20 protein-coding genes and 2 riboswitches are annotated in these 26069 nt (G+C 63.2%); of the genes, 18 read left to right on the top strand and 2 right to left on the bottom strand.

From position 1 onward, the window contains the following. Positions 1–152: 152 nt before the first annotated feature. From BKX93_RS07960 to cheD, 9 genes are all read left to right on the top strand, one after another. The gene (locus BKX93_RS07960; protein ID WP_235429385.1) at positions 153–1310 is read left to right on the top strand and encodes a sensor histidine kinase; all 1158 of its coding nucleotides are present in this window, start codon (positions 153–155) and stop codon (positions 1308–1310) included. A 65-nt stretch (positions 1311–1375) separates the two neighbouring features. Further along, the gene (locus BKX93_RS07955; protein WP_031296840.1) at positions 1376–1690 is read left to right on the top strand and encodes an STAS domain-containing protein; all 315 of its coding nucleotides are present in this window, start codon (positions 1376–1378) and stop codon (positions 1688–1690) included. Between the two features lie 523 nt (positions 1691–2213). Continuing rightward, entirely contained in the window at positions 2214–2579 is a 366-nt protein-coding gene (locus BKX93_RS07950; RefSeq protein ID WP_021478565.1) for a response regulator, read from the top strand. A 27-nt stretch (positions 2580–2606) separates the two neighbouring features. After that, entirely contained in the window at positions 2607–4859 is a 2253-nt protein-coding gene (locus BKX93_RS07945; RefSeq protein ID WP_046166220.1) for a chemotaxis protein CheW, read from the top strand. Positions 4860–4875: 16 nt separating this feature from the next. Further along, entirely contained in the window at positions 4876–5376 is a 501-nt protein-coding gene (locus tag BKX93_RS07940) for a chemotaxis protein CheW (RefSeq protein WP_046155624.1), read from the top strand. A 27-nt stretch (positions 5377–5403) separates the two neighbouring features. Then, entirely contained in the window at positions 5404–9033 is a 3630-nt protein-coding gene (locus BKX93_RS25940) for a methyl-accepting chemotaxis protein (protein ID WP_342341860.1), read from the top strand. A gap of 68 nt (positions 9034–9101) precedes the next feature. Continuing rightward, on the top strand, positions 9102–9956 hold the full coding sequence (locus tag BKX93_RS07930) for a CheR family methyltransferase (RefSeq protein ID WP_046166221.1): 855 nt from the start codon (positions 9102–9104) through the stop codon (positions 9954–9956). Beyond that, positions 9953–11029, top strand: a complete 1077-nt coding sequence (locus BKX93_RS07925) for a protein-glutamate methylesterase/protein-glutamine glutaminase (RefSeq protein WP_046155626.1) — start codon at positions 9953–9955, stop codon at positions 11027–11029. The genes BKX93_RS07930 and BKX93_RS07925 overlap by 4 nt, the downstream gene beginning before the upstream one ends. After that, complete coding sequence (gene cheD, locus BKX93_RS07920; protein ID WP_046155627.1) at positions 11026–11637, top strand: chemoreceptor glutamine deamidase CheD; 612 nt, start codon at positions 11026–11028, stop codon at positions 11635–11637. The genes BKX93_RS07925 and cheD overlap by 4 nt, the downstream gene beginning before the upstream one ends. Positions 11638–11705: 68 nt before the next feature. On the opposite strand, the gene fdxA is transcribed toward cheD, so the two are convergent. Continuing rightward, positions 11706–12029: a ferredoxin FdxA gene (gene fdxA / locus BKX93_RS07915; RefSeq protein WP_070979443.1), complete on the bottom strand. Its 324-nt coding sequence runs from the start codon at positions 12027–12029 to the stop codon at positions 11706–11708. Between the two features lie 106 nt (positions 12030–12135). Between fdxA and gluQRS the strand changes: the two genes are divergently transcribed. The 9 genes from gluQRS (at position 12136) to BKX93_RS07870 (ending at position 25376) form a co-directional block, all read left to right on the top strand. Next, entirely contained in the window at positions 12136–13020 is an 885-nt protein-coding gene (gene gluQRS, locus BKX93_RS07910) for a tRNA glutamyl-Q(34) synthetase GluQRS (RefSeq protein ID WP_200896547.1), read from the top strand. A 330-nt stretch (positions 13021–13350) separates the two neighbouring features. Continuing rightward, complete coding sequence (locus BKX93_RS07905) at positions 13351–14634, top strand: amino acid permease (RefSeq protein WP_046155630.1); 1284 nt, start codon at positions 13351–13353, stop codon at positions 14632–14634. A 172-nt stretch (positions 14635–14806) separates the two neighbouring features. After that, positions 14807–14897: riboswitch (glycine riboswitch) on the top strand. A gap of 14 nt (positions 14898–14911) precedes the next feature. Beyond that, a riboswitch (glycine riboswitch) is annotated at positions 14912–15010 on the top strand. A 41-nt stretch (positions 15011–15051) separates the two neighbouring features. After that, a complete protein-coding gene (gcvT, locus tag BKX93_RS07900) occupies positions 15052–16140 on the top strand; it encodes a glycine cleavage system aminomethyltransferase GcvT (RefSeq protein ID WP_070979441.1) in 1089 nt (362 codons plus the stop codon). A 64-nt stretch (positions 16141–16204) separates the two neighbouring features. Next, entirely contained in the window at positions 16205–16591 is a 387-nt protein-coding gene (gene gcvH, locus BKX93_RS07895; protein ID WP_070979439.1) for a glycine cleavage system protein GcvH, read from the top strand. 92 nt (positions 16592–16683) lie between these two features. Further along, the gene (gene gcvP / locus BKX93_RS07890) at positions 16684–19536 is read left to right on the top strand and encodes an aminomethyl-transferring glycine dehydrogenase (RefSeq protein ID WP_070979438.1); all 2853 of its coding nucleotides are present in this window, start codon (positions 16684–16686) and stop codon (positions 19534–19536) included. A 290-nt stretch (positions 19537–19826) separates the two neighbouring features. Further along, a complete protein-coding gene (locus BKX93_RS07885; RefSeq protein ID WP_052729074.1) occupies positions 19827–20387 on the top strand; it encodes a class I SAM-dependent methyltransferase in 561 nt (186 codons plus the stop codon). A 205-nt stretch (positions 20388–20592) separates the two neighbouring features. After that, complete coding sequence (locus tag BKX93_RS07880; protein ID WP_046155633.1) at positions 20593–22587, top strand: putative bifunctional diguanylate cyclase/phosphodiesterase; 1995 nt, start codon at positions 20593–20595, stop codon at positions 22585–22587. A gap of 185 nt (positions 22588–22772) precedes the next feature. After that, entirely contained in the window at positions 22773–24356 is a 1584-nt protein-coding gene (locus tag BKX93_RS07875; protein WP_046166226.1) for an ABC transporter substrate-binding protein, read from the top strand. Positions 24357–24725: 369 nt separating this feature from the next. Continuing rightward, entirely contained in the window at positions 24726–25376 is a 651-nt protein-coding gene (locus tag BKX93_RS07870) for a TetR/AcrR family transcriptional regulator (protein WP_082106974.1), read from the top strand. 57 nt (positions 25377–25433) lie between these two features. On the opposite strand, the gene BKX93_RS07865 is transcribed toward BKX93_RS07870, so the two are convergent. Beyond that, positions 25434–26003, bottom strand: coding sequence for a hypothetical protein (locus BKX93_RS07865; RefSeq protein WP_070979436.1), 570 nt, complete (start codon positions 26001–26003; stop codon positions 25434–25436). Positions 26004–26069: the final 66 nt, after the last annotated feature.

Genomic DNA, 26069 nt, shown 5'->3' with positions numbered 1-26069 from the left:
ATGGCGCACTACTTCCCTTTATACGCCAGATATTGGTTTTTCCCGTTTTTTTTTGCTCTTGGCGACGTCAACTGCATGTTGGCGCGCTATGGGCTGATCATTATCATACCGTTTAAGTGGTTTTTACAAATGACAGTGAAGCGATGCCTACTATGGTTTCAAGCCTGAAGGATCAGCAGCAGCTCGAGGCCGCGTTCGAACAATTCAATGCGGTTTCCAGTCAACTCATTGATGCATATAGACAACTTGAGGTTCAGGTCAATGTTTTGAACGCCCAGCTGGATGAGGCGAACAGTCAGTTGCGAAAACAGCGCGATGAGAATGCCGAGCTCGCCGAACGACTGGCCTCGTTGCTCAAGATGCTGCCGGCAGGCGTGGTGGAGCTATCGCCGGAAGGCCGGGTGACCGCTGAGAATCTGGCGGCGGAGTCTCTGCTAAGTGGTTGTTATATAGGGGAAGAGTGGGGCGGTTTGCTGGGGCGCTTGCTGAGTCAGGAGGCGGATGGCAGCTTCGCTCTGGGCGGAGATGGCGAGTCCAGGCGTTTGACGCTGCAGTATCAGGACCTGCCGGCGTCGGGCGGGCGAATTGTGCTTATTCACGACGTGACCCGGCTGCATCAACTCAATAGCGAGCTCGCTCAGCAGCAGAATCTGGCGTCTATGGGCAGCATGGCGGCATCGCTGGCGCATCAGCTGCGCACGCCGCTGGCCAGCGCAATGTTGTATACGGCCAACTTGAAGCAGGATATTCCCCGTCCGGAAGACCGGGCGCGCTTTGTCGACAAGAGCTTGGCGCGGATGCGGGCGCTGGAGGGGCTGATCCAGAACATGCTGGGGTTCGTGCGCGGCCAGGTGTCGTCGTTGGAGACGGCGAAAGTGGCGCCGCTGCTGGAGGATGTTTGCGCGGTGCTGGCGCCGCAATGTCATGACAAAGGTGTGTTTTTTGATTGCAATCTGCCCGCCGATTCTGCCATAACGGTCTTGATAGACCGCAAGGCGCTGCAGGGAGCATTGATCAATCTGCTGGAAAACGCTTTGCAGTTCGCGTCGCCCGGCGGAAGGGTCGGTTTGGCGGTGGCCCCCGATGGCGATGACGTCGTATTCTGTGTCGATGACGATGGCCCGGGGGTGGACGACGCGGTGCGGGAGCGGATTTTCGAACCATTCTTCACGCAGCGTCCCGGCGGAACTGGCCTGGGACTGGCGATCGTGAAGAAGGTGGCTGAAGAGTTGGGGGGAAGTGTACGTTGTTACAACAAGGTGGCGGGCGGCGCCTGTTTCGAATTGAGGCTGCCGGCATCCCGGGAGTGAGGCCGGATGCGGCAGAGGCGCCCGTTCAATTTGTCAGCGAACCTATGGAAAGCCGAGGATCAGTGATGAGACCGATAGTCAAAGTCGAGGGGAGTGTCGGGAAGATGGTGCTGATTGGGCAGTTTGATTTCAACCTGCACAAGGAATTCCGCCAAGCCAGCCAGGAATTGCTGGACACCCCCGATGTTCAGGAAATCCAGGTCGATTTCGATCAGGTGCCGTTTCTTGACAGCTCCGCGCTGGGCATGTTGTTGCTGCTGAAGGAACGGGCTGCGGGGCAGAAGAAAACGATGGTGCTGGTCAATTGCCGGGAAGCGGTGATGCAGGTCTTCGAGATCGCCTGCTTCAACAAGATGTTCACGATCCGGCCGGCGGCCTGAGCATGGCCATTGCTTGCGCCGCCGTCGGCATGCTTGAGCGGCGCGCGAGCGTTTCTTCCTTGTGCTTCTAGCCCGGTCTCGGGCGCAGGGCCAGAGGCGCTTTCTGGCGCAGCCAAAGCGTTATCACGGCTGCGGGTTTGCGGCTTTAGGTTTTGCCGGGAATGCCTGTTTTCTGTCGCTGAGACATGCCATCCGCGCAAAATTCTTGTTTTTCAGCATATGCCGCTTGATTCGCCCGTCTTTATGGTTGATCACGTAATTAAAGGCGACAGCGGGTTCTGAGCGCTCGGTTATCCATTCGGGGAGGCGGATGGTAGGTCAGCCTCATTGTGTTGTTCCGATAGTGTCGTTGAAGATTGATGACATTGAGGTGACGCGCCAGCATGTGTTGGCAGGCCGCTGCTTGCTTTCCGGACCGAGGACGATCCCGATGATTGTCCGCACCGGCACGGCTGGTCTGGTGGAAGCCGTGCACATGGGGCCGTGTGTATTTCAACTGGAGTCTCTCGATAGCGGGAACGCCATGCCTAAGAAAATTCTCACGGTGGACGACTCCGCGTCGATTCGCCAAATGGTCAGTTTCACGCTGAAGAGCGCCGGCTATGACGTGGCGGAGGCGGTGGACGGCAACGCAGGCTTGAGCAAGGCGCAGGGCACGCAGTTCGATCTGGTTCTGACCGACCAGAACATGCCGGGCATGGATGGGTTGACGCTGATCCGTTCGCTGCGCAAGCAACCCTCCTACAACGCCACCCCTATCCTGATGCTGACTACTGAGTCCAGCGATCAGATGAAGGCGCTGGGCAGGGCCGCTGGCGCTTCCGGCTGGCTGGTCAAGCCATTCGATCCGCAGAAGCTGTTGGACGTCGTGAAGCGCCTGGTCGGCTAACGCGGCCATCGCCAAGAGGGGACGATTGTGACGATCGATATGTCCCAGTTTCACCAAGTATTCTTCGACGAGGCGGAAGAGCATCTGGCCACGATGGAGTCGCTTCTGTTGGCGATGGATGTGGCTCAGCCGGAACAAGAAGATCTTCATGCGATATTCCGAGCCGCCCATTCGATCAAGGGCGGCGCCGCCACTTTCGGCTTCGCCGAGATGGCCGAACTGACCCATGTGTTGGAAAACCTGCTGGACAGGGTGCGCAAAGGCGCGATGGAGCTGACCGCGCAGATGGTGGATGCCTTTCTGCAGGCGAAAGACGCGCTGCAGGCGATGCTGGTCGCGTATAAAAACGGCGAGGCTCTGGATGGCGAGCGGCGGGGCGAAATTCAACGGCGCCTGGAAGAGATGGAAGGCCGGGCGGCGGAAATTAGCGTCCCGGCGTCCGCGCAGGAAACCATCCAGGCGGCGGAGTCGCTATGGACGCTGTTTCTCGAACTGACGCCCGCCGCTGGCCAGGATATTCATTCCTTGTTGGCGAATCTGGCGGCGCAGGGCGATCTGACCATCGTGCAGGAGGGCCGGCTGGATGACGAGCTGCCCTGGGTAGCGGTATTCACCTCGTCTCTGGCCGCGGACGAGGTCGCCGAGTCGCTGGCGTTCTCGCTGTCTCCGGAGCAGTTCCGCGTCAGTGTGGATCGTTGCGGCGAAGGCGGGGATGAGTACGGCTTTTTCCTGCCGGATGATCGCGTGGAGCCAGGCGCGCGCGGGGTGGCCGGAGGCGTGTCCTATGTGGATGAGGATGGCGGTTTCGGCTTGTTCGAGCCGCTGCCCGGGCTGCATGCGCCAGGCGAGGATGCCGGATCGCAGAGGCTGGCGCAGATGGAGAGCGACGGCAGCTTCGGTTTGTTCGAACCGTTGACTGCTCCAGGCAAGGGGGACGCGAAGGATCTCGAGGGCGATGGCTTCGGCTTGTTCGGCGGCGCGCCGGGCGTGGGAGTCGAAAAGGCGCCTGATGCCGCGTCTTCGGAGGCGAAGCCGGCAGCGCCGGCGCGGCCGCAGCCGGACAAGGGCGCAGCCGCGGGCGAGAACTCTATCCGGGTCAATATCGAGAAAGTCGACATGCTGCTGAATCTGGTAGGCGAGCTGGTGATCACCCAGTCCATGCTGATGCAGTCCGGCAGCGCGCTGGACCCGGTGGAGCATGAACGCCTGCTCAACGGCATCAGTTCACTGCAGCGCAACTCGCGCGAACTGCAGGAAGCGGTAATGTCCATCCGCATGACGCCCATCGCCTTCGTGTTCAACCGCTTCCCCCGCGTAGTCCGCGATCTGGCAGGCAAGCTGGGGAAACAGATCGACCTGAAAATGGTGGGCGAGAACACCGAGCTGGACAAGGGCTTCATCGAAAAACTATCCGACCCTTTGACCCACCTGGTGCGCAACAGCCTGGACCACGGTATCGAGCCGCCGGACGCGCGGGTGGCCAAGGGCAAGTCGCCGGCCGGCCGGCTGACGCTGCGGGCTTTCCACCAGGGCGGCAGCATTGTGATCGAGGTCAGCGACGACGGCGCGGGGCTTAGCCGCGAACGCATCCTGGCCAAGGCGCGCGAGCGCGACATGCCGGTCAGCGACAATATGTCCGATGCCGAAGTGTGGGGGCTGATCTTCGAGGCCGGCTTCTCCACCGCGGCTGAAGTGACCGACGTGTCCGGCCGCGGGGTGGGCATGGACGTGGTCAAGCGCAACATCCAGAACATGGGCGGCCGGATCGAGATTGACTCCATGGCCGATGTCGGCACCACGATGAGCATACGGCTGCCGCTGACGCTGGCGATCATGGACGGCATGTCGGTTAGGGTGGGGCACGAGATCTACGTATTGCCGCTGGGCTTCATCCTGGAGTCGCTGCAGCCTGAGCCCGCGGCGATCAAGACGGTGGCCGGGCGCGGCGAAGTGGTGCACATCCGCGGCGAATACTTGCCCATCGTCGCGCTGGGGCGGTATTTCAATGTGGGCACGGCCAGGCAGCGGGCGGACGAGGGCATTCTGGTGATCGTGGAGGCGTCCGGCGCCAGGGTGGCCTTGCTGGTGGACGATCTGATCGGGCAGCAGCAGTTCGTGGTGAAGAATCTGGAAACCAACTACCGCAAGGTGGATGGCTTGTCCGGCGCCACGATATTGGGGGATGGACAGGTGGCGTTGATCCTCGACATTTCCACCATCGCCCGCAGCAACAGCGGCCCGCGCGGATCGGCCGCGCAGATGGCGGCCGCCGCGGAATGACAGCCGGAGACGCGATATGCAACTGGACAATCTGAGCGATGCCCAAGCGAGGGGCGAGGGCGTCAGAGAGCTGCTGGTGTTCACGCTGGGCAACGAGGAGTACGGCCTGGACATCCTCAAGGTGCAGGAGATACGCGGCTACGACACGGTCACCCGCATCGCCAACGCGCCGGAGTTCATCAAGGGCGTGATCAACCTGCGCGGCAGCATCGTGCCCATCGTCGATCTGCGCCTCAAGTTCGGACTGGGCGAACCGCATTACAACGAGTTCACCGTGGTGATCATTCTCAATATCGGCAAGCGCACGGTCGGCATCGTGGTGGACGGCGTGTCCGACGTGATCCAGCTGGGCGAGGATGCGATGCGCGCGCCGCCGGAGTTCGGTTCGGCCGTCGATACTGCTTATATCAAAGGGTTGGGGACGGTGGGGGAACAGATGATCATCGTCGTCGACATCGAGCGTCTGATGCGCAGCGAAGAAATGGCGCTGACCGACGAAGTGGCTGCCCGGGCCTGAGGCCGGGTACCAAGTGGGGAGGGGAGCATGAGCGACATCAGGTTGAAGCAGCAGTTGACGCTGGGTATCGGCTTGCTGATGGTGGCGATGGCGGCCGCGCTGTATCTCGCCCTGGCGCAGCTGCACCGCCTGCAGGGCGCCGCCGACGATCTGGCCGGCGGCCAGGCGGCCCGGATCGGCCAATTGGCGCTGGCCGGCCAGGCCCAGCAGGCATCTCAATTGCTGGTGCGGCAACTGGGCGGCCTGCTGCCCGAGGCCGCGCTGGCGGCGCAACGCGCGGCGCAGCCTCCGCTGGACAATGCGCTGGACGGCGTGACCGGGCGTCTCAACAGCCTGTCGGCGCATGCTTCTGCCGACGCCAAGGCCCGGTTGGACGCGGCCCGCAATCTCGACGGCCCGCTGCGCAACCAGATCGCCGCCTACCGCCAGTTGCTGGCGGGAGGAAAGACGGAGGAGGCGAGCGGCTACCTGTCGACCACGCTGTGGCCGGCGGCGCTCAAGTATCAGGACGCCATCGCCCAGTACGCCCGTTTCGAAGGCGAGCAGGCGGCGAACGCCGCGCCCGAGGACGGCGCCGTTTCCGCCGGGATGATAAGCAATGAGCTGATCAGCATGGGCGCCGCGCTGCTGTTGTTGGCCGCCGCGCTGGCCTGGCTGTTGCGCCGCGCGCTGGACCGCCAGTTCGGCGGCGATCCGCAATTGCTGGCCGCCGTGCTGCGCGAGCTGGCCGACGGCGAGGTGCGGACCGAGTTCCAGGTGCGGCTGGGCGATCGGAGCAGCCTGCTCGCCTGTCTGGCCGAGGTGGTCGCGCATGCCCGGGAAAACCTGAGGGTGCGCAACGCGCTGGATGTCTGCACCACCAATGTGATGATCGCCGACGACAGCCATCAGGTGGTGTACGCGAACCGCGCGGTGCTGGACATGTTCCAGCAGGCGGAGTCCGATATCCGCCAGGAATTGCCGCAGTTTTCCGCCCGGGCCATTCTGGGCAGCAATATCGACGATTTCCATCGCAATCCCTCGTATCAGCGCGGCATGCTGCAGCAGCTGGGCGGCACCCATCGGGGCACCATCAGGGTGGGCGGGCGCACCTTCAGTCTGGTGCTGACGCCTATCCGCGACGGCCAGAACCGCAAATTGGGCTCGGTGGTGGAATGGCTGGACACCACCCGGGAACTGGAGCTGAAGGCCGCAGAGGAGGCCCGCCTCGCGGCCGACCGGCGCGCGGCCGCGGAGAACGCCCGCATCCGCAGCGCGCTGGATGTGTGCACCACCAATGTGATGATCGCGGATGAGGACCACTGCATCATCTATACCAACCAGTCGGTGCTGAAAATGTTCCAGCAGGCGGAGGCCGACATCCGTCGCGACATCCCCCGTTTCTCGGTCGCCGGCTTGATCGGCAGCAATATCGATGACTTCCACAAGAACCCGTCGTACCAGCGGGGCCTGCTGCAGCAGGTGAGGGAGACGCACCGCTCATCCATCGCCGTCGGCGGGCGCACCTTCGGCCTGATCCTGACGCCCATCATCGGTCCTAGGGGAGAGCGCCTGGGGGATGTGGTGGAATGGCAGGACAATACCGAAATGCTCAGGTTGAAGCGCGAGGCGGATCTGCGCGCAGACAAGGAAAGCAAGCTGGCGGCGGAGAACGCCCGCATCCGCAGCGCGCTGGACGTCTGCACCACCAATGTGATGATCGCGGACGAGACTCATCACATCATCTACGCTAATCAGGCGGTGCTGAGAATGTTCCAGCAGGCGGAAGCCGACATCCGGCGCGAAATTCCCCGCTTCTCGGCCGCCGGGCTACTGGGCGGCAAGATAGATGAATTCCACAAGAATCCATCTTACCAGCACGGCGTGTTGCAGCAGGTCAGAAGCACGCACCGCTCATCCATCGTGGTCGGCGGACGGAATTTCAGCCTGATTCTGTCGCCCATCGTCAATGCCGAGGGCGAGCGGCTGGGCGCGGTGGTTGAGTGGCAGGACAATACCGAGACGCTGCGGCTGCAAGAGGAGGCCGACGCCAAGGCCGTCGAGGTCGCCCGCGTTGCCGGCGAGAACGCGCGCATCCGCAGCGCGCTTGACAACTGCACCACCAATGTGATGATCGCCGACAACGAGCGCAAGATCATCTACATGAACCACAGCGTGACCGACATGCTGAGCGGGGTGGAGTCGGACTTGCGCAAGGCGCTGCCCAATTTCGACGTGCGCCGGCTGATAGGCGCCAGCATCGACGAATTCCACAAGAGCCCAGCCCATCAGCGCGAGCTGCTGGCCAATTTGCGCTCCACCTATCGTACGGAAATCCAGGTGGCGGGCCGAACCTTCTCGCTGGTGGCCAATCCGGTGTTCGACGCCGACGGCGAACGCCTGGGATCGGTGGTGGAATGGAAGGACCGCACCGCCGAAGTGGAGATCGAGCGCGAGGTGTCGGAGATCGTCAGGGCCGCGTCGGCGGGCGAGTTCGGCAAGCGGATCGCATCGGAAGGCAAGCAGGGCTTCTTCCGCTTGCTGGGCGAGGGCATCAACCAGTTGCTGGATGTCACCAGCCGCGGCTTGAACGATATCGCCAACGTGCTGGGCGCGCTGGCGGGCGGCGATCTGACCAAGACCATCAGCTCCGATTACGATGGCCTGTTCGGCCAGCTGAAGACGGACAGCAATGCCACGGTCGAGCGTTTGCTGGAGATCGTCACCAATATCAAGGACTCCACCGACGCGATCAACACCGCGGCCAAGGAAATCGCCGCCGGCAACTCCAACCTGTCCAACCGCACCGAGCAGCAGGCGGCCAGCCTGGAGGAAACCGCGTCCAGCATGGAAGAGATCACCAGCACCGTCAAACAGAACGCCGAGAACGCCAAGAAGGCCAACTCTCTCGCCACCGGCGCATCCGACATCGCTGCGCGCGGCGGCAAGGTGGTCGGCGATGTGGTGTCGACGATGAACGAGATCAACGAGAGCGCGAAGAAGATCGTCGATATCATCAGCGTGATCGACGGCATCGCGTTCCAGACCAATATCCTGGCGCTGAACGCCGCGGTGGAGGCCGCGCGGGCCGGCGAGCAGGGCCGCGGCTTCGCGGTGGTGGCGAGCGAGGTGCGGAACCTGGCCCAGCGTTCCGCGGCCGCGGCCAAGGAGATCAAGTCGCTGATCGGCAACTCGGTGGACAAGGTGGAGTCCGGTAGCCGGCTGGTGGACGAAGCCGGCCGCACGATGAACGAGATCGTGGTGTCGATCCGCCGCGTCGCCGACATCATGAGCGATATTTCGGCGGCGTCGATGGAGCAGAGCTCCGGCATCGAGCAAGTCAACCTCGCTGTCACCCAGATGGACGAGAACACCCAGAAAAACGCGGCGCTGGTCGAGCAGGCGGCGGCGGCGGCGGAGTCGCTGGAGGAGCAGGCCCGTTATCTGTCCGGCGCGGTGGCGGTGTTCAAGCTGGAAGACAAGCCATTGCCCGGCAGGTCGCCTGCCGCGGCCAGGCCGGCTTCGCGCCCGGCGGGCGGGGCCCTGCCGCAGATTGGCTTGGCCGGCGCGCTGGAGCGCAAGGCAAGCCAGCATTCCGGCCACTACCAGATCAAGCCCAAGGCGATTGAGCCCATCCAGCCGCAAAAAGACGGCGAAGACGGCTGGGAGGAGTTCTGAGGACTTGAAGACTGGCTGAATATGGGATGCGCAGCCGCCGGAATGGCGACTGCGCGGGGGGACGCGGCATGGCCGACGAAACGGAACTCAAGTTCACCCGCAACGACTTCAAGCGGGTTCGCGAGATGATCTATCAGCGGGTAGGCATTTCGCTCAGCGATTCCAAAACCCATATGGCGTACGCCCGGCTGTCCAAGCGGGTGCGCTCGCGCGGGCTGCGCAGCTTTTCCGACTACCTGGACTTGCTGCAGCACGGTGAGGAAAGCGACGAGTGGCAAGGCTTCATCAATGCGCTGACCACCAATCTGACCTCGTTCTTCCGCGAGTCCCATCATTTCGATATTTTGCGCGAGCACGCTAGAGCGCGCCGGAGAGCAGGAGAAACGTTTCGGGTATGGAGCGCGGCGTCGTCCACCGGGGAGGAGCCGTACTCGATCGCCATCACCTTGCTCGAGCTGTGGCGAGAGGCCGGCGGCGGGGCCTTTCAGCTGCTGGCGTCCGATATCGATACCAATGTGTTGCAGCAGGCGGCGCATGGCGTCTATGCCAGAGAGCGGGCCGAGAAGGTGTCCGGCGCCCAGCTCCAGCGATATTTCGACAAGGGCGTGGGCCGCAACGAAGGCATGATTAGGCTCAAGCGGCAGGTGAGGGAGGCGGTGTCCTTCTTCCAGTTCAACCTGGTGGCGCCAAGCTGGCCGGACATCGGCCGCTTCGACGCGATCTTCTGCCGCAATGTGATGATCTATTTCGACAAGCCCACCCAGGTCGGCATCCTGAACCGGATGGCCGCCTGTCTGCGGCCGGATGGTTTGCTGATGCTCGGGCATTCGGAAAACATCACGCACCTGACCGACGCCTACGCCGGCTGCGGCAGAACCACCTATCGGCTGGCGCACCCTGGCGCAGGGGAGGAGGGCGGATGAGCGCGGCGGGCAGGAGGATACGGGTGGTGGTGGTGGACGATTCGGCGCTGGTGCGCAGTCTGCTGACCGCCATCGTCAACGAGGCGCCGGACATGGAGGTGGTGGCGACGGCGGCCGACCCCATCATCGCCCGGGAGAAAATACGGGAAACCAATCCCGACGTGGTGACGCTGGATGTGGAAATGCCGAGGATGGACGGGCTGGAGTTCCTGCGCCGCCTGATGCGGCTGAGGCCGACGCCGGTGCTGATGATCTCGTCCTTTACCGACGCGGGATCGGAAACCACGCTCGCGGCGCTTGAGATCGGCGCCGTCGACTTCATCCATAAACCGGCCAACGACATCGCGCGGCATATGCAGGAATACGCGGAGGATATACGGGAAAAGCTCAGAGGCGCAGCCGAGGCCAGATTGCGGCAGCCGCGGCGTTTCCGCCAGCCGCTGTCGTCCCGGCCGCTGGCCGTCGCCGCGCAGCTGAGAAAGGACGTGCTGGTATTCGTCGGCGCCTCCACCGGCGGCACGGAGGCGATCAAGGACTTTCTGATGGGCATGCCGGCTGATGGACCGCCCATTTTGATCGTTCAGCATATGCCCGAGCACTTTACTTTCACTTTCGCGATGCGGCTGGACCGGCTGTGCCCGATACGGGTTAAGGAGGCGGAGGATGGAGAAGCGGTGAAGCCGGGGGTCGCCTACATCGCTCCTGGCCATTCCCATATGCGGGTGGCGCCGGCCGCTGGAGGCGGCTATCGGATCGCGCTGGATCAGGGGGAGAAAGTCAACCGCCATCGCCCGGCGGTAGACCCTCTGTTCGATTCCGCCGCCCGCGTCCTGGGCAAGAGCGCGATCGGCGTGATCCTCACCGGCATGGGCAAGGATGGGGCGGAAGGCTTGTTGCGGATGCGCCATGCCGGGGCCATCACCTTCGGCCAGGACGAGGCCAGCTGCGTGGTGTACGGCATGCCGCGGGAGGCGTTCAAAATCGGCGCGGTGATGCATGTCCTGCCATTGAGCAAACTGGCGGAAACGGTGGTTTGCTGCCTGCAGGGCCAAGCCGAAAGGGCGATTACATGAGTCATGCCGATGCGATGAACAGCAACAGCCATCAGTACTACGACAAGCACTTCCAGATCATGGCGGTCAAGGTGTTTCCCGGCGAGTTCCACGCCACCAACCAGCCCAGGCTCCTGATGACGCTGCTGGGCTCCTGCGTGTCGGTATGCCTGAGCGACCGCATTTCCGGCGTGGCCGGCATGAATCACTTCCTGTTGCCCGAGGGCTCGCTGGACCTGGGGTCAGGCGCGTCCGCCGCCCGGTTCGGCGTCAACGCGATGGAGTTGCTGATCACCGACATGCAGAAGCTGGGCGCGATGCGCAACCGGCTGGAGGCCAAGATCTTCGGAGCTGGCAATGTGCTGGATGGCATGACGGTAGTCCGGGTGGGGGAGCGCAACAGCAATTTCATCCGCAGCTATCTAGCCAACGAGCAGATTCCCGTTCTGGCCGAGGATTTGCTGGGCGAGTGCGCGCGCAAGGTGTATTTCTTCACGGAGACGGGCAAGGTGCTGATCAAGAAGCTGAAGCGCACCAGCACGGCGATCAAGCAAGAGCAACCGTACCGCGGCCGCATCGTGGATCAGAACGAGGGCGCCAGGACCGGCGATATCGATTTGTTCATCTGAACCGGCGAACAGGCCCGTAATGAACAAGGCGGCCGGAAGGCCGCCTCTGGTTTTGACCGGGAAGCTGGCTAGCGCTCCAGGTGGGGCAGCTTGTCCTTCACGTCGGCCCAGTCCGCGTGGTCGGGCAGCGGATCGATGCGCTCGACGATGCTCGGCCAGTTCTTGGCCAGTTCCGCGTTGAGCGCGATGAACCCTTCCTGGCCCTTGGGCACGTCGTCCTCCGCGTAAATGGCATTGACGGGACATTCGGGCACGCACAGCGAGCAGTCTATGCATTCGTCCGGGTCTATCGCCAGGAAGTTGGGACCTTCGCGGAAGCAGTCGACCGGGCAGACTTCCACGCAGTCGGTGTATTTGCATTTGATACAGGCATCGGTTACAACGTACGTCATTCGCGTACCCTCAGTTTAAGACTGGATCGTGATTCGGGATAATCGTTATTTTAGCGATAAATTTCCTTTCTGACGCTCCGGCAAATCCCTCATGATGTCCAATGTAATCTATCGGGGCCGTTTCGCCCCCAGTCCAACAGGCCTGCTGCACGCGGGCTCGCTCAGCACCGCCGTCGGCAGCTACCTGGAAGCGCGCAGCCGCGGCGGCCAGTGGCTGCTGCGCATGGAGGACCTGGATCCGCCGCGCGAGGTGCCGGGCGCGGCCGACGACATCCTGCGCACGCTGGAAGCTTTCGGCTTTGAATGGGACAGGGAGGTGGTCTACCAGAGCCGCCGTCATGATTTGTACCGGGCCGCGCTGGAGCAGTTGGCCGCCTCCGGCCATGCCTACGCCTGCTGCTGCACCCGCAAGGAGATCGCCGCGCACGCCCGGCGCGGCTTGGATGGCTACGTTTATCCGGGCACCTGCCGGCAGGGCTGTCCCGATGGCCGCGCGGGCCGGGCCTGGCGCTTGGCCGTAGCCGAGGGGGAGCGGGGGGTGGAGGACAGGCTGCAGGGCGGGTACCGGCAGGACTTGGCGCGCGACATCGGCGACTTCGTGCTGCTGCGCGCCGACGGCTTCTGGGCTTATCAGCTCGCGGTGGTGGTGGACGATGCCGATCAGGGCGTCACCGACATCGTCCGCGGCGCCGATCTGCTGGTGTCCACACCGCGCCAGCTGGCGGTTTACGACGCGCTTGGCCGGCCCGCGCCCGGTTATTGCCACCTGCCGGTGCTGACCAACGCAGCCGGCGAGAAATTGTCCAAGCAGACGCTGGCGCCGGCGATATCGGCCCGCGACGCCGCGCGGCAGCTGAGCGCGGCGCTTGAGCTGCTGGGCCATTGCCCGCCGGCGGGTTGCGAGAGCCTGGACGAGCTGTGGCGCTGGGCGGTGGCGAATTGGTCATTGAGCCGCGTGCCGGCCGGTCCCTTGCAACTCCCTCATTTCTGACGACTTTTCATTTGAATGGCATAAGCATCTGTCTGCTAACGGTTTTTGTTGAAAAAATCGTCAATGCGACATGTTTTTACGTCAAAACTGTGTTTTAATGCGCCCTTTTTTTGGCGCGGCGGCAGGCCGCACCCGGCTGCGGCGCAGCCGAGCGTTCCAGCTTCGGCTATCTTGAAGCCATGGCCATAGGCCTGCCGATGCGGTTTTGACCTTTTCCGCATGTCTGACGCCGGGTGTGACTACCCCGGCGCGCGATGCTTTCGTTCCCACGGAGAGTCAGGTTTGAACGAAAACAGTTCCACTCAAAAGAAGGGCTCGCTCGGAGTCTGGATGTGCACCGCCCTGGTGGTGGGCAATATGATAGGCTCCGGCGTTTTCCTGCTGCCGGCCTCGTTGGCGCCGTTCGGCGGCGTGTCGATGTTGGGCTGGCTGCTGACCTCCTGCGGCGCCATCTGCCTGGCGCTGGTGTTCGCCCGCCTGTCCGCCATCCTGCCGCGCGAAGGCGGGCCGTACGCCTACATCCACGCGGGCTTCGGCGATTTCGCCGGCTTCTGGATCGCCTGGGGCTACTGGATCGCGCTATGGGCCGGCAACGCCGCGCTGGCGGTGGCGGCCACCAGCTATATGCAGGTGTTTTTCCCAGCATTGGGGCACAACGAGCCGCTGGCCGGCGCGGTCGCCATCGGCCTGATCTGGATCGTCACCTGGATCAACAGCCGCGGCGCGCGCAGCTCCGGCGTTGTGGCGGTGGTGACCACGCTGCTGAAGCTGCTGCCGCTGGCTGCGGTTACCTTCATCGGTTTCTTCCATTTCCAGCCGGATAATCTCGCATTCAACCCGCACAACAAGCCCTTGCTGTCCTCGTTGTCCGCCACCATGGCGCTGACATTGTGGGCCTTCCTCGGCCTGGAGTCGGCGTCGGTGCCGGCCGGCGACGTGGTGGAGCCGGAGAAGACCATTCCGCGCGCCACCGTGATCGGCACCCTGCTGGCCACCGTGCTCTACATCCTGTCCACGGTGTCGCTGATGGGCCTGATGCCGGCCGATGTGCTGGCCGCCTCGCAGGCGCCGTTCGCCGACGCGGCCAAGCTGATGTGGGGCGACTGGGGCTACTGGCTGGTGGGCTTCGGCGCAGTGGTGTCCTGCTTCGGCGCGCTCAACGGCTGGAGCCTGATGCAGGCGCACGTGCCGGCGGCCGCGGCCAAGGATGGCCTGTTTCCCCGCCGCTTCGACCAGCGCAACGCGGCAGGCGTGCCCATCTTCGGCCTGGTGCTGTCCAGCGCGCTGGTCACCATCCTGATGGCGATGAAGTACGCCGGCGGCGACAGCGGGGTGAAGATCTTCGAATTCATCATCCTGCTGGCCACCGCCACCACGCTGCTGCCGTATGCGTTCTGTTCGATGGCGCTGATCGCCATCATGCTGATGCGCGGCAAGGAGTTCGCGCCCAAGGATTACGTCGCCCCCGGCTTCTTCGCCGGCATCGGCTTCGTCTACTCGCTGTGGGCGCTGTACGGCTCCGGCGCCGACATTGTGATGTGGGGCATGCTGCTGTTGCTGATGGGCCTGCCCATCTATGTCTGGCAGTTGAAGGAGCGGTTTGCCGCAGATTGACCGGCGTGCCGATCAGTGAAAAAGCGCAGCGCGACAGCCTGCGCTTTTTCGTTTTCGAACCATTTTGATGTATGAAAATGAGCGGTTTTTTTCCTTGAAAAACATTTATTCAGACTGTTTGATATAGAAATAATATTGGCTTGCCAAGCCCCGGATATTGACACCATAATCGCCGGGTCATACAGGAGAGAGCGGCTTTTCGGCCGCCGCCGAAGGCGCAAGCGCACCCGCAATCGCTCAGGCAAAAGGACTGTATCATCGGGCCGGCGGCAGCCGGTTCGCGCAATCTGGAGAGCGGCGCCCGCGCGGCGTCCACCGAAGGGGCTAACGGCTTATCCGGCCGGAAAATCTCAGGTGCAGGGACAGAGGGGTGTGGTTGATAGAGGATATCCACACTTTGCTCGAAGGAACCGCGCCATGACGGCCCCGAAACGTACTCCGCTGTATCAAGCCCACCTCGCCGCCGGCGCCAAGATGGTCGATTTCGCCGGTTGGGAAATGCCCATCCATTACGGTTCCCAGCTGAAAGAGCACGAAATCGTCCGCACGGACGCCGGCATGTTCGACGTCTCCCACATGACGGTGGTCGACATCACCGGCTCCGACGCCAAAGCCTGGCTGCAAAAACTGATCGCCAACGACGTCTCCAAGCTCGGCTTCGAGGGCAAGGCCCTGTATTCCGGCATGCTGACCCCGGAAGGCACCGTCGTCGACGACCTGATCGTCTATCTCACTGCTTACGGCTACCGCATGGTGGTCAACGCCGGCACCACCGAGAAAGACCTGGCCTGGATGGAAAGCCAGAAGGCCGGCTTCGACGTGGCGCTCAAGGTGCGCCGCGATCTGGCGATGCTGGCGGTGCAGGGCCCCCAGGCCATAGACAAAGTCTGCGCTGTGAAGCCGGAACTGGCCGACGCCATCCGCGCGCTGAAAGTGTTCCAGGGCCTGCCGCAGGACGAATGGTTCTACGCCCGCACCGGCTACACCGGCGAAGACGGCCTGGAAATCATGGTTCCGGCCGACCAGGCCATCGCTTTCTTCAATCAACTGCAAGCCGCCGGCGTGTCGCCGATCGGCCTGGGCGCGCGCGACACGCTGCGCCTGGAGGCCGGCATGAATCTGTACGGCCACGATATGGATGAGACCGTGTCGCCGCTGGAAGCCGGCATGGGCTGGACCATCGCCTGGGAGCCGGCCGAGCGCAAGTTCAACGGCCGCGAGGCGCTGGAAGCGCAAAAAGCCGCCGGCGTGAAGATGAAGCAGGTGGGCCTGGTGCTGGAAGGCCGCGGCGTGTTGCGCGAGGGACTGAAGGTGGTGGTGGACGGCGTGGGCGAAGGCGTGATCACCAGCGGCACCTTCTCGCCGACGCTCAAGCACTCGATCGCCATCGCCCGCGTGCCGGCCGCCACCGGCGCCGGCGCCCAGGTGGACCTGCGCGGCACGCTGACCGATGTGCGCGTGGTGAAGATGCCCTTCGTGCGCAACGGCAAGAAAGTTTTCGAATAATCGGGCAGCGCCTCAAGGCGACTGCCGTCACCATTGATCTGATCTTAAGCTGGAGAACTTCAAGATGAGCAACATTCCCGCCGAACTGAAATACGTCGACAGCCACGAGTGGCTGCGCCTGGAAGCCGACGGTTACGTCACCGTGGGCATCACCGCGCACGCGCAGGAATTGCTGGGCGACATCGTCTTCGTCGAGCTGCCGAAAGCCGGCGCGAATCTGGCCAAGGATGAGCAGGCCGGCGTGGTGGAGTCGGTGAAGGCCGCTTCCGACGTCTACTGTCCGATCGCCGGCGAAGTGCTCGCCGTCAACGAGGAGCTGGAAGGCGAGCCGGAACTGGCCAACTCCGACCCGTACGGCGACGGCTGGTTCTTCAAGATCAAGCCGGCCAACGCCGCGGATCTGGACGGCCTGATGGACGCCGCCGCCTACGCCAAGGAAATCGGCGCCTGATAGCCTGACCGCCCCGCCGTCGCAAGACGCCGGGGCGTTGTTTTTCCCGGCGCGGCCTCGCGCAGGCCGCCGCAACGAAGGAAGTCCCAAGCATGCCGCTCTCCGAACTCTTCAATCGCCACGAATTCATCGCCCGCCACATTGGCCCGTCCGACGCCGAGCGCGCCGAGATGCTGGCCGCTGTCGGCGTGCCGTCCATCGACGCGCTGGTCGACCAGACCCTGCCTGCCGACATCCGCCTGAACCGCCGCCTGGATCTGCCCTCGCCGCAGCCGGAAGCCGAGGCGCTGGCCGCGCTGAAGGCGGTAGCGTCCAAGAACGTGGTCAACAAGTCCTTCATCGGCCTGGGCTACTACCCGGTGCTGACGCCCACCGTCATCCTGCGCAATGTGCTGGAAAACCCCGGCTGGTACACCGCATATACCCCGTACCAGGCCGAGATCGCCCAGGGCCGGCTGGAGGCGCTGCTGAACTTCCAGCAGATGGTGATAGACCTGACCGGCCTGGAAATGGCCAACGCTTCGCTGCTGGACGAGGCCACCGCCGCCGCCGAGGCGATGGCGATGGCCAAGCGCGTGTCCAAGTCCAAGTCCGCCAGCTTCTTCGTCGACAGCCGCGTGCTGCCGCAGACGCTGGACGTGATGAAGACCCGCGCCAAGTACTTCGGTTTCGAGCTGGTGCAAGGCCATCCGGAAGAGGCCGGCAACGGCGATTACTTCGGCGCGCTGTTCCAGTATCCGGGCGAAGCCGGCGATCTGATCGACCTGACCCCGCACATCGCGGCCATCAAGGCCAAGGGCGGCGTGGTAGCCGTCGCCGCCGACGTGATGGCGCTGGTGGCGCTGAAGTCGCCGGCAGAGATGGGGGCCGACATCGCCCTGGGCAACACCCAGCGCTTCGGCGTGCCGATGGGCTTCGGCGGCCCGCACGCGGCTTACTTCGCGTTCAAGGATGAGATGAAGCGCTCGGCGCCGGGCCGCATCATCGGCGTGTCCATCGACGCCAAGGGCAAGACCGCGCTGCGCATGGCGCTGCAGACCCGCGAGCAGCACATCCGCCGCGAGAAGGCCAACTCCAACATCTGCACCAGCCAGGTGCTGCTGGCCAATATCGCCGGCCTGTACGCCGTTTACCACGGCGCGGAAGGCGTGCAGCGCATCGCCGCCCGCATCCACCGCCTGGCCGCCATCTTCGCCCACGCGGTGAAAGAGGCCGGCGGCAAGCTGGCGTTCGACCGCTTCTTCGACACCGTGCAGGTGGACGCGTCCAAGGCCGACGCCATCTACGCCGCCGCGCTGGCCGCCGGCTACAACCTGCGCCGCGTGGGCAAGACCGTGCTGGGCGTGGCCTTCCACGAAGCTGCCACCGAGGCGGACCTGGCCAAGCTGATCGAGCTGTTCACCGGCAAGCCGGCTGACCTCGCCGCCTTGGACGCTGTCGTCCAGGACGCGATCCCGGCCGCGCTCAAGCGCGAGTCGGCCATCCTGACCCACCCGGTGTTCAACACCCACCATAGCGAGCACGAGATGCTGCGCTATATGAAAAAGCTGGAAAACCGCGACCTGGCGATGAACCACTCGATGATCTCGCTGGGCAGCTGCACCATGAAGCTGAACGCCACCAGCGAGATGATCCCGATCACCTGGCCGGAATTCGCCAATATGCACCCGTTCGCGCCGCGCGAGCAGACGGTGGGCTATCTGCAGCTGATCGAAGGCCTGCAGACGCAGTTGAAGGCGATCACCGGCTTCGACGCGATCTCGATGCAGCCCAACTCCGGCGCCCAGGGCGAATACGCCGGCCTGTTGGCCATCAGCCGCTACCATGAGTCGCGCGGCGAGGGCCACCGCGACATCTGCCTGATTCCGCAATCGGCGCACGGCACCAACCCGGCCACCGCGCAGATGATGAATATGCAGGTGGTGGTGGTGAAGTGCGACGATGCCGGCAACGTCGACGTGGCCGATCTGAAGGCCAAGGCCGAGCAGCACGCCGCCAATCTGGCCGCGCTGATGATCACCTATCCGTCCACCCACGGCGTGTTCGAGCAGGGCATCAAACAGATCTGCGAGATCGTCCACGCCCACGGCGGCCAGGTCTACATGGACGGCGCCAACCTGAACGCCCAGGTGGGGCTGACCCGCCCGGCCGACATCGGCGCCGACGTGTCGCACATGAATTTGCACAAGACCTTCTGCATCCCGCACGGCGGCGGCGGGCCGGGCATGGGCCCGATCGGCCTCAAGGCCCACCTGGCGCCGTTCATCGCCAACCACGTGGTGGCGCCGGTGCCGGGCGCGGTGGAAGGACAGACCGCGGTGTCGGCCGCGCCGTTCGGCTCGGCCTCGATTCTGCCCATCTCCTATATGTACATCGCGATGATGGGCGCCGAGGGCATGAAACAGGCGACGGAAAACGCGCTGCTGTCGGCCAACTACCTGGCCACCCGCCTGGCCGAGCACTTCCCGGTGCTGTACACCGGCGCCAACGGCCGCGTCGCCCATGAGTGCATCATCGACCTGCGCCCGCTGAAGGCCGCTTCCGGGGTGACCGAGGTGGACGTGGCCAAGCGCCTGATGGACTACGGTTTCCACGCGCCGACCATGAGTTTCCCGGTGCCGGGCACGCTGATGATAGAGCCGACCGAATCCGAGCCCAAGGCCGAGCTGGACCGCTTCATCGCGGCGATGGCTTCCATTCGCGCCGAAATCGACCAGGTGCAAAGCGGCGCATGGCCGGCGGACAACAATCCGCTCTGCAACGCGCCGCACAGCAAGGCCGACATCGCCGGCGACTGGAACCGCCCGTACAGCCGCGAGCAGGGCCTGTTCCCGCTGCCTTACGTGCTGGAGAACAAGTTCTGGCCGAGCGTGAACCGCATCGACGACGTCTACGGCGACCGCAACGTGGTATGCAGCTGCCCGGGCATGGAAAACTACGCGTAAACGCCTGCCGGCCTGGCCGGTTCCGCCTCAACCCGCCGGTTTTTGCCGGCGGTTTTTTTATGTCTGATAAATGTATAAGGGTAAATACTTAGAAATAATAACTAAGTAGTCATACGTTCACGTTCGAACTATCACTTAAGAAGGATGCAAAGCCGCCTGGCGGGAACGACGCGCAGGCGCATATTTGAGCAAGAGGCGAGCGGGAGTGAGTGGAAATGTGTGTCGCTAATTTTGATGCTTTTTATCGAGGGAACGATTCGTTTTATGGTGACCGGCCGGCGCTGTCGCTGATGTATTTCCTGGAGAAGTACGGCGTGGGCGGCGGCGGCAGAGGGCTGGACCTGGCTTGCGGCCAGGGACGCAACGCGCTGTACCTGGCGAACCGCGGATTCTCCATGTTCGGCGTGGACGAGTCGTCCGAGGCCGTGTCCAAGATGGGCGAGCAGGCCGATAGGCGGCGCCTGGATGTCAGCGGCAAGGTGGTCAATCTGACCGAGCTGGAAATCGAGCCGCAGCGTTACCGCATCATTGTCGCCTATACCGCGCTGGACCATGTCGACGCCGCCGCCGGCGAGCGGCTGGCCCAGGCGATGATGGCGGGGCTGGAGCCGGGCGGCTATCTGTTCGCCGCGGTGTTCATGGTGGACGACCCCGGCTGCGCCGGAACGGGCGGGGGCGTCAGCGAAACCGCGGCTTATGTCCGCCACTACTACCAGCCGGGCGAGCTGCGCGAGCAGTTCTCCGGATTGACGCCTCTGGCGTACCAGGAAGAGTTCGCGCTGGATCTCAGCCATGGGCATCCGCACCATCACAGCATGGCCAGACTGTTCGCCCACAAGCAGGCCGCCTGAGCGCGCGATCGCAAACCAAGAAAACAGGGCGTCAGCCCTGTTTTTCATTGCGGGGATGCGCATCGGGCCAGGATCGCCCGAGCCGGATTTCTCGGTGAGCAAAAAACGCGTCAGGAAATGAGACGTGTTTGTTACAATGGCAGGCGCTCGCGATGGCAGTCGCGCGGCGCTTTTTTGATGAATAAATAAAAGGTTAGCGGCGGACATGCCGATAAGAAGCGTACTTTCCTGGCAGGGGGGCGATCTGGAACTGCTGGAGGCCTTGAGCCTGCCGGTATGGATTTTCGATATCGACCACAAGCGGGTGTTCTGGGCCAACGAGGCCGGGCTGCAGGTGTGGGGAGCGGCCAGCTTGCTGGAATTGCAGGCGCGCGACATGTCGCAGGACATGTCGGTGTCGGTGGCGCAAAGGCTGGCCCAGTATCAGCAGGACTTCGAACGCGAAGGCGCTTGTTTCGTGGAAAGCTGGACGCTGTATCCCAACGGCCGGCCCAGCGTGCTCAAGGTGAAGTTCCGCGGCATACGGGTGAATGGCCGGATGCTGATGTTCTGCGAGGCGCAGAACAGCCTCAGCGCCGACCCGGCGTCCCTGCGCAGCACGGAAGCGCTGTTGCACACCTCGGTGCTGATCACGCTTTACGACGGCAACGGCAACGCGCTGTATCGCAACCCCGCCTCGCGCGAGCAGGTGGCGGTGGCCGGCGAAGGCTGGCGCCAGCATTTCGTCCACGACAGCGACTGGCAGCAATTGCGGCAAGGCGTGGCCGCGTGCGGCGAATCGCGGCTGCTGGCACGGGTGAATACGCGGGAAGGCATGCGCTGGCACGAAGTGTCGGCCCGAGCCTGCCGCGACGCGGTCACCGGGCAAGACGCGCTGCTGGTCAGCGAGGTGGACATCACAGATCTCAAGCATGCCGAGGCGCGCGCCAGCTTCCTGGCCAATCACGACGTGCTGACCGGCTTGCCCAACCGCAACGGCATCCGCAGCGAGTTGTTGCCCCATCTGCAGCAGGCGCTGCGCAATGGCCGCCAGGTGGCGTTGATGTTCATCGACCTGGACCGCTTCAAGAATGTCAACGATTCGCTGGGCCACGCCTGCGGCGACGAGCTGCTGATCCGGATGGCCGGACGGCTGGTCGGCCTGCTTGGCCATGACGAGAAGGCGGCGCGGCTGGGCGGCGACGAGTTCCTGGTGATGCTGAGCGCGCCGCAGGTGACCGAGCGGGCCGAGGCGCTGGGGCGCCGCATCCTGCAGGCGCTGGCGGTGCCGATGCGGCTGGAGGGCATGGACGTCGGCGTGTCGGCGTCCATCGGCGTCAGCGTGTGCGAGGGCCGGACGCTGGACCTGGAGCAGATGATGCGCCATGCGGATCTGGCGATGTACGCCGCCAAGGACGCGGGGCGCAACAACCTGATGTTCTTCACGCCGGCGCTGGAGGCGCGCAGCCAGGCGCAGCTGGCGCTGGAGAACGATATCCGCCGGGGCCTGGAGCACGGCGAATTCATCGCCTATTTCCAGCCGCGGGTGGACATCGCCAGCGGACAGGTGGTCGGCGCCGAGGCCTTGGCGCGCTGGCGCCATCCTTTGCGCGGCCTGTTGATGCCGGACAGCTTCATTCCCATTTGCGAGGACTGCGGCATGGTGATGGAACTGGGGCGGCAGATCCTGGTACAGGCCGCGCGCCAGCAGCGCCTGTGGCGCGACCGGGGGCTGGACTTGCTGGTGTCGGTCAACCTGTCCGCCAGCCAGTTTGTCGATCCCGGCCTGCCTGGCCTGGTGGAGCAGATACTGGCCGACAGCGGCTGCCAGCCGGACAAGCTGGAGCTGGAGATCACCGAGTCGGTATTGCTGGGGCACGATGAGCAAACCATGCACACCTTGCAGGCCTTGCGCGCGCTGGGGCTGCGCATCGCGGTGGACGATTTCGGCACCGGCTATTCCAATCTGGCCTACCTGCAGCGCTATCCGCTTACTTCGCTGAAGATAGACCGTTCCTTCATCGCCGATCTGGACGACAAGCCGGCCATCACCGAACTGATCACGACTCTGTGCCGGATGATGGGGCTGAACATGGTGGCGGAAGGCGTGGAAACCGAAGCGCAGCTGGCCTGGCTGGCCGAGCGCGGCTGCCAGGAATACCAGGGCTATCTGTGCAGCCCGGCCTTGTCCGCGCAGGAATTTCTGCAGCGCTTGTTCTAGCGCTATCGATAGCGGGGGAGGCGAGAGCGGCCCCCGATTATCCTTTTTCCTCCACGGTTGCCGGGCGTCATGGACGGCGTCTTTATATCAATATGTGGATTAAATCGTTGGATTCGCGGCATTCTTCGCTTACCCTATGCCGGTAATGCAGGCGGCATGTTCCGGCCTGCGGCAAGGAGAACGAGATGAAGACATTGTGCGCCGCCGCGCTGGCGGCCCTGCTGCCTATGGCCGCTTTCGCGGCCAAGCCCCTGACCGTATGCACCGACGCCAATCCGGAAGGCTTCGACGTGGTGCAGTACAACTCGCTGGTCACCACCAACGCTTCCGCCGACGTATTGATGAACCGCCTGGTGGAGTACGACGCCGCCGCCGGCAAGCTGCAGCCGGGGCTGGCCAGCAGCTGGGAAGTGAGCGCGGATGGCCTGAGCTACACCTTCCACCTGCGGCCCAACGTCGGCTTCCACAACACCGACTACTTCAAACCGACGCGCAAGCTGAACGCCGACGACGTGGCGCTCACCTTCGACCGGATGCTGAACCCCGACAATCCCTGGTACAAGACCGCGCCGGCCGGCTATCCGCACGCGCAGGCGATGCAGTTTCCCAAGCTGATCAAGGCCGTGCGCAAGCTCGATCCGCTGACGGTGCGCTTCGAGCTCAATTATCCGGAAGCCACCTTTCTGTCCAGCCTGACCATGGGCTTCGCCTCCATCTATTCCGCCGAATACATGTCGCAGCTGTTGGCTGCCGGCAAGACCGGCGAACTCAACAGCAAGCCTGTCGGCACCGGGCCTTTCGTGTTCAAGAGCTTCGCCAAGGATGCCCTGGTGCGCTACGCGCCCAATCCGGCTTATTTCGGCGCCAAGCCCAAAGTATCCGCGCTGATCTACGCGATCACGCCGGATTCCAATGTGCGTCTGCAGAAGCTGCGCGCCGGCGAATGCCAGATCGCGCTGTCGCCCAAGCCGCAGGACGTGCTGGCGGCCAAGGCGGACGGCAAGCTGCAGATATCGCAGACACCTGCCTTCATGACCGCCTTTGTCGCCTTCAACAGCCAGAAGAAGCCGCTGGACAACCCGCTGGTGCGACAGGCGATCAATCTCGCCTTCGACAAGGCCAGTTATTTGAAGACGGTGTTCGGCAATGCCGCCAGCGCCGCCAACCTGGTCTATCCGCCCAATACCTGGAGCTACGACAAGACCATCAAGCCTTATGCCTATGATCCGGCGCAGGCGAAGAAGCTGCTGGCCCAGGCGGGCTATCCCAACGGTTTTGATGTTTCGGTGTGGGTGCGGCCCAGCGGCAGCACGCTGAATCCCAATCCCAAGGCCGGAGCGGAGCTGTTGCAGGCCGACTTGGCCAAAGTGGGCATCCGGCTGCAGATCAAGGTGCTGGAGTGGGGCGAGCTGATCAAGCGCGGCAAGGCCGGCGAGCACGAGATGCTGTTCATGGGCTGGGCCGGCGACAACGGCGATCCGGACAACTTCCTGACGCCGCAGTTTTCCTGCGCCGCGGTGCAGTCCGGGACCAATTTCGCCCGTTATTGCGACGGCAAGCTGGACAAGCTGATCGCCGACGGCAAGAAGACCAGCGATTTCAAGGCCAGAGCCAAATTGTACCAAGCCGCCCAGCACGCCATCCACGAGCAGGCGTTGTGGCTGCCGCTGGCGCATCCCATCGCTTATGGTTTGGCGCGCAAGGAGGTGACGGGCTACGCGGTTAATCCTTATGGACGGGTCAATTTCGCTAGTGTTGGCTTGAAATAAGCGGTTTCTCGAGTAAGAATAGACCACTCCGTTTTTATAAACAGAGTGGTCTCTTTCTTTTTTATGGCTTGCGCCAAAGCAAAGCCGAATTCGTTCCGGGCGGCGATAATGCTCGGCGGCGCGCAGGATGAGTGGTTGTCGCGACAAAGTGCCTATGCTTGGAATGGCACTGTATTGCCAGTTGCATGCAGGTCGTCGGTATTTGGTAGTATTGCTGGAGCGGTCGCGTTTGGCGCGGCCGATGGGAGAGAGAGGAGCGCCTTGCCGTTGGCGTGTCTTGCTTGTTCTTAGAATGTGCCCGCCCTCGCTTGAACATGCGCTTTCGCGTATCATGCGCCGGGCTCGGGCCGATAAATGATAAAACAATAGATGCAAACTAGACGAACACAGCAAAGCCGCAGGGAGTCCACCATAGGCAAACTGGTGGAGGCGGCGATCGAATGCCTGCTGGAAAGCGGCTACCACGGCACCAGCGTGCAGCTGATCTGCGGCAGGGCCGGGGTGTCCCAGGGCGCGCTGTTCCGCCATTTCGCCACCAAGAACGAGCTGATGCAGCCAGTGGGGCGCAAGGTGGTGGACGACATTTTCGAGTCCGCTCTGACGCTGGCGGCGCAATTGCCGGCCGGCATGTCCGAGGAGGAGCGCATCATCGCGCTGATGAAGGCGCTGGTGATGTCGCCGCGTCACATCGTGCTGCTGGAGCTGCTGATGGCGGCGCGCACCACGCCGGATCTGCGCGACATATTCCTGGGCAGCTCCAGCACCTATTTCCGCGACCGCTTCGTCGCGATGATGGCCTCGCTGTTCCCGCGCTACGCGATCTCCACCGGCTTCTTCGCCACCCTGCTCACCATGATGACCACGATGCACGGCATGGCGCTGTACCGCACGCTGGCCGAGCATCCGGAAGGCGACAAGATGCGCGAGCAATGGCTGCTGTCCGCGTTGAGGGCCGAGCTGGAGCGGATACGGCAGGAAGGGGCGGATACCCGCAACCCTGTCTACCAGCTGCCGTTCTGAGCAAGCGAAATAAACGTCAAAACCGCTCCAGCCGCAAGGTGGAGCGGTTTTTTAATTTCACTTATTGTCAGGACAATAGGAGGCCGGCGTCAGATGATCCAGCCGCTCCAGCGGGGCATCCGGATTGTCATGTGGTATGGCGCCAATGACTAGGCGGCAAGCTTCCTGGTCAAAGTCCACATTGAGCATGGCTTCATAGTCTGTTCCTGCTTGGGGGGTGAATTTGACTGCCATAGTGTTGCAATGCTTGTTATAGGAATCCCCAAAGCTTGCTGTCAGGGTGGTGATTTCCCCGGCTGGAATTTTGTATTCCTGATAATAGGCTTTGGAAATGAAATTGTTTCTTGCCGCCAAGCCGCGTGTATTGGGCGTTTCGGGCATGCCGATGCTCTTGTTTTCGGAAAGATGCAAAAAGGATTTTAAGGCTTGTGATTCCACGATGTCGCCATTGTTGCCTGTGAAGGAAAATCGGTAGCAATCTCGATGAGGAAAGAGTCCAAGGTCTATCTGATTTTGTTGAAAGACGCGAATTCTAGCGAAACTATCTTGAGGTGCGGTGTCGTCGGCATGACAAAGTGAGGTGAGCAGAAAGGTGGGCAAGACGACCGCGATAAGTTGTTTTTTCATTTTTGTCTCCAATGAATGAAAAAAGACCCGCCTGAGCGGGTCTTTTTTGCGTCTAAGTTCGCAGGT

The sequence above is a fragment of the Chromobacterium vaccinii genome (assembly GCF_001855275.1).
GTDB lineage: Bacteria > Pseudomonadota > Gammaproteobacteria > Burkholderiales > Chromobacteriaceae > Chromobacterium > Chromobacterium vaccinii.
The sequence above is the reverse complement of the archived record's forward strand: the minus strand, read 5'-3'. Positions and strand labels throughout refer to the sequence as shown.